Below are 4,419 nucleotides of genomic sequence, written 5' to 3' on the forward strand. Positions count from 1 at the left end.
CTTCAAAGCGCTCGCTCTGAAGCTCAAAAGATTGTGAGCGAAGCTGAGAATGAATCTGATAAGCTTTATAAAGAAGCTCTTGAACTTGCTAATAATGAAGCAAATGCTTCTAAGGAAAAAGCAAGGTTAGAAATAGAAAATCAGACATCTTCAGCTCGTGATCAGCTTTTTAAGCAAGCTGATGACTTAAGCGAACTTATTGTTAATAGATTAATTCTAGAAAAATGAATTTACCTCTTCTAGCTACAGAAGGTTTTGGATTAAATCTTAATTTATTCGAAACTAATGTTCTTAATTGGGCTGTAGTTGTTTTTGGCCTTTATAAATTTTTACCAGGCTTTCTAGGTAAAATGCTTCAAAAAAGAAGAGAGGGAATTCTTCTTGAATTAAAAGATGCAGAAGATCGACTTCTTAAGGCTACACAAGCTTTAGAGAAAGCAAAGACTGACTTATCTTTAGCAGAAGAAAAAGCTAGTCAAATAAAAGCAGATTCTCTTAAAAGATCTGAATCAATCAGGATGGAAAGTGAGAAAAAAGCCATTGAAGAGATGGCACGAATAAAACAAAGTGCAATCTCTGATGAAAGCTCAGAAGCCTCAAGAGCGATTTCTCAACTTCGTAAAGAAGCTGTTGAATTAGCTATTAAGAAAGCTTTAGATTCTCTACCAAATAGACTTGATCAAACAACTCAAGAAAATTTGGTAACTCAATCCATAAATAATATTGAGATGAATTAATGCCACTTTTAAATTCCGTTACTACCCCATACGCAGAAGCATTACTTCAGGTTGTTAGTGAAAACGATCAAACTGAAGAAATGGTTAAGGAGGTAAAACAACTACTATCCTTAATAAATGATTCCCCTGATCTAGAAAAAACATTATCTTCTCCAGTTTTAGAGACAGATACTAAGAAAAAAATAATAATTGAAATTTTTTCAGAAAAGATTAATTCTTCTCTTCTAAATTTTTTAAAACTATTAGCTGATAGGCAAAGAATTGGAATTGTAACTTCAATTCTTGATAGATTTTTAGAAATTTACAGAGAAAATAGTAATATTGCTTTGGCAACTGTTACTTCTGCTGTTGAGCTTACTGATGACCAAAAAGGTTTAATTACCAAAAAAATTATCAATATAGCTGGAACTGAAAAATTAGAACTTGTAACTAAAATCGACCCATCCCTCATTGGTGGTTTCGTCGCGAGTGTAGGATCTAAAGTAATTGATGCTAGTCTTGCCTCTCAAATTAGAAAGCTTGGTTTGTCACTATCCAAGTAAATTCAAAATCCAACCTTAAATTCTTAAATCCATGGTATCTATACGCCCTGATGAAATCAGCTCAATCTTAAAACAACAGATAACTGATTATGACCAATCCGTAAATGTAAGCAATGTAGGAACTGTTCTACAAATTGGTGATGGCATTGCAAGAATATACGGCTTAGATCAGGTCATGGCCGGCGAATTATTAGAATTTGAGGATGGAACAGAAGGTATAGCTCTTAATCTTGAAGACGATAATGTCGGTGCAGTTTTGATGGGTGAAGCTTTAGGTGTACAAGAAGGAAGTAATGTAAAATCAACAGGAAAAATCGCATCTGTCCCAGTCGGAGAAGCTATGAAGGGGAGAGTTGTTAACCCTTTAGGGCAGCCAATAGATGGAAAAGGTGAGATTCCGACAAGTGATAATAGACTTATTGAAGAAATGGCTCCAGGAATAATTAAGAGGAGATCAGTTCATGAACCTATGCAAACTGGTATCACTTCTATAGATGCGATGATACCTGTGGGAAGAGGTCAAAGAGAATTGATTATTGGAGATAGGCAAACTGGAAAAACTGCTATCGCAATTGATACGATAATTAATCAAAAAGGCCAAGACGTAGTCTGTGTCTATGTAGCGATTGGTCAGAAATCTGCATCAGTAGCAAACGTTGTTGAAGTCTTAAGAGAAAAAGGAGCGCTTGAATATACCGTTGTGGTAAGTGCTGGAGCCTCTGAAGCGGCAGCTTTACAGTATTTAGCTCCTTACACTGGAGCTGCAATAGCTGAGCATTTCATGTACCAAGGCAAAGCTACTCTTGTTATTTATGATGATTTAACTAAGCAGGCTCAAGCTTACAGACAAATGTCTCTTCTTTTGAGAAGGCCACCAGGAAGAGAAGCTTATCCTGGAGATGTTTTTTATTGTCATAGCAGATTACTTGAAAGGGCAGCAAAATTATCAGACGATATGGGTGGTGGATCAATGACAGCTTTGCCAATTATTGAAACTCAAGCTGGAGATGTCTCTGCATATATTCCAACAAATGTCATATCAATTACTGATGGACAAATTTTCTTAAGCGCAGATTTATTTAACTCAGGCTTAAGACCTGCAATAAATGTTGGTATTTCAGTTAGTAGAGTTGGTGGAGCTGCACAAACAAAAGCAATTAAGAAGATTGCTGGAACACTAAAATTAGAATTAGCTCAATTTGATGAATTAGCAGCATTTTCTCAGTTTGCTTCTGATCTTGATGAGGCTACTCAGCAACAACTTGAAAGAGGTAAAAGATTAAGAGAATTGCTAAAACAAGCACAATTCTCACCGTTAAATCTTGCTGAACAAGTTGCAGTTGTATATGCAGGTGTTAAGGGGCTTATTGACGAGGTACCTGTTGAAGATGTAACAAAATTTGCTGCTGAACTTAGAGAATACCTCAAGTTAAATAAAGCGGAATTTATTGAGGAGATTCTTAAAGAGAAGAAACTTAATGAAGGCTTAGAAACAACTTTAAAAGAGGTAATAAAAGAAGTTAAATCCTCAATGCTTGCCACAGTTTAAATTTATTCTAAGGAGATATCATGGCAAATCTTAAAGAAATCAGAGATCGAATTGTTTCTGTTAAAAACACTAGAAAAATAACAGAAGCTATGAGATTAGTTGCGGCTGCAAAGGTGAGGAGGGCACAAGATCAAGTACTGAAAAGTAGACCTTTCGCTGACAAACTTGCCCGTGTCCTCGAGAATATTCAATCTAGGGTTCAGTTTGAAGCTGTAGACTCTCCTTTGTTATCCAAAAGGAACGTAAAAACAATCTCCTTAGTTTGCGTAACTGCCGATAGAGGTTTATGTGGGGGATACAATACGAACATAATTAAAAAGGTAGAAATTAGGTACGCAGAGTTGATCAAACAAGGTTATGAACCTAACTTGATTTTAGTTGGCAAAAAGGCAATAGGTTATTTCCAAAATAGGAAAGATAGATACGTAATAAAAAGTACATTCAAAGAGCTAGAACAAGTACCAACAGCTATAGATTCTGAAGGAATAACTAATGATGTCTTAGCCGAATTTTTATCAGAAAACTCAGATAGGGTAGAGATTATTTATACCAAATTCATCACTCTAGTAAGTTGTGCTCCAGTTGTGCAAACATTGTTGCCATTAGATCCTCAAGGAATTGCTGAGGAAAATGATGAGATTTTTAGATTAACTACAAAAAATAGTAAGTTACTCGTTGAAAAATCAAATATAGAAAAGAATGATTCAGAGAAATTACCTTCTGATATTGTTTTTGAACAAAGTCCTGATCAGTTATTAGATTCCTTGTTACCTTTGTACTTACAGAATCAGATTCTTAGAGCGCTGCAAGAGTCAGCCGCTTCAGAACTTGCCTGTAGAATGACAGCTATGAATAATGCGAGTGATAATGCTAAAGAATTAGCAAGTACTTTAAACCTTACCTATAACAAAGCAAGACAAGCTGCTATAACTCAGGAAATACTTGAAGTAGTTGGAGGTTCAGCAGTCTAGCGGAATCTTTAAAAATGTCGGAATATAATATAAAAGTTGAATTAGAAAAAAAGACGTATGTTTTTTTATGTCCTGAAGATCAAGATATAATATCTGCTGCTAGAGCTAATGGAATTGATTTACCAAGTAGTTGCTGTTCGGGAGTATGTACAAGCTGCGCCTCAATGGTGATTGATGGATCAGTTGAACAAGAGGATGCAATGGGTTTAAATGATGATTTGAAGGAAAAGGGTTTTGCTCTTTTATGTGTCGCGTATCCAAAGTCTGATCTACATATTATTATCGGCGATGAAGTTGAAGATAATTTATATAATAATCAATTTGGTAAATATCAAAAATGAACTTAAAAAAGGTTGATTTTTATTTAGATTGGCCAGGATCAAAAAACATTATTCATTTGAGGAGATTTATTACTGAAAATCTGATGAAAAAAGGGGAAGTTATAAGATGGTCTATCGAAGATATTAAAGATTCAGTAGAGTCCCTTAATATAAAAAAAATAAGAATTAAGGCTGTTTTAGCAAATCCAGTGAATTCAAAAATATAATTCAATGTCAATATCCCCCACAATATTTATTATTCCAACTGGAATTGGATGTGAAATAGGAGGATTCGCTGGA

At 34.9% G+C, this 4,419-nt stretch carries 7 protein-coding genes; all 7 read left to right on the forward strand.

Annotated elements, in window-relative coordinates:
- The coding region (locus tag ACTF45_RS06100) for a F0F1 ATP synthase subunit B family protein (RefSeq protein ID WP_438949556.1) at positions 1 to 228 on the forward strand (228 nt) is incomplete at its 5' end.
- Complete coding sequence (locus tag ACTF45_RS06105; RefSeq protein ID WP_288347501.1) at positions 225 to 737, forward strand: F0F1 ATP synthase subunit B; 513 nt, start codon at positions 225 to 227, stop codon at positions 735 to 737. The genes ACTF45_RS06100 and ACTF45_RS06105, both read left to right, overlap by 4 nt.
- Complete coding sequence (gene atpH / locus ACTF45_RS06110) at positions 737 to 1,279, forward strand: ATP synthase F1 subunit delta (RefSeq protein ID WP_011133081.1); 543 nt, start codon at positions 737 to 739, stop codon at positions 1,277 to 1,279. Before ACTF45_RS06105 ends, atpH begins: the two co-directional genes overlap by 1 nt.
- 31 nt (positions 1,280 to 1,310) lie before the next feature.
- Positions 1,311 to 2,828 carry a F0F1 ATP synthase subunit alpha gene (atpA, locus tag ACTF45_RS06115; RefSeq protein WP_011133080.1) on the forward strand — a complete coding sequence of 506 codons (1,518 nt, stop codon included), beginning with the start codon at positions 1,311 to 1,313 and terminating at the stop codon, positions 2,826 to 2,828.
- A 20-nt stretch (positions 2,829 to 2,848) separates the two neighbouring features.
- A complete protein-coding gene (locus ACTF45_RS06120) occupies positions 2,849 to 3,799 on the forward strand; it encodes a F0F1 ATP synthase subunit gamma (protein WP_348659506.1) in 951 nt (316 codons plus the stop codon).
- A 14-nt stretch (positions 3,800 to 3,813) separates the two neighbouring features.
- Complete coding sequence (locus tag ACTF45_RS06125) at positions 3,814 to 4,140, forward strand: 2Fe-2S iron-sulfur cluster-binding protein (RefSeq protein ID WP_438949557.1); 327 nt, start codon at positions 3,814 to 3,816, stop codon at positions 4,138 to 4,140.
- Positions 4,137 to 4,346 carry a hypothetical protein gene (locus ACTF45_RS06130; protein ID WP_288347495.1) on the forward strand — a complete coding sequence of 70 codons (210 nt, stop codon included), beginning with the start codon at positions 4,137 to 4,139 and terminating at the stop codon, positions 4,344 to 4,346. Before ACTF45_RS06125 ends, ACTF45_RS06130 begins: the two co-directional genes overlap by 4 nt.
- Positions 4,347 to 4,419: the final 73 nt, after the last annotated feature.

Source organism: Prochlorococcus sp. (assembly GCF_965655815.1).
GTDB lineage: Bacteria > Cyanobacteriota > Cyanobacteriia > PCC-6307 > Cyanobiaceae > Prochlorococcus_A > Prochlorococcus_A pastoris.

Coding starts and splice junctions, on each gene's coding strand:
- atpH (WP_011133081.1), top strand. CDS start 737: ATGCCACTTTTAAATTCCGTTACTACCCCATACGCAGAAGCATTACTT.
- ACTF45_RS06105 (WP_288347501.1), top strand. CDS start 225: ATGAATTTACCTCTTCTAGCTACAGAAGGTTTTGGATTAAATCTTAAT.
- ACTF45_RS06120 (WP_348659506.1), top strand. CDS start 2,849: ATGGCAAATCTTAAAGAAATCAGAGATCGAATTGTTTCTGTTAAAAAC.
- ACTF45_RS06125 (WP_438949557.1), top strand. CDS start 3,814: ATGTCGGAATATAATATAAAAGTTGAATTAGAAAAAAAGACGTATGTT.
- atpA (WP_011133080.1), top strand. CDS start 1,311: ATGGTATCTATACGCCCTGATGAAATCAGCTCAATCTTAAAACAACAG.
- ACTF45_RS06130 (WP_288347495.1), top strand. CDS start 4,137: ATGAACTTAAAAAAGGTTGATTTTTATTTAGATTGGCCAGGATCAAAA.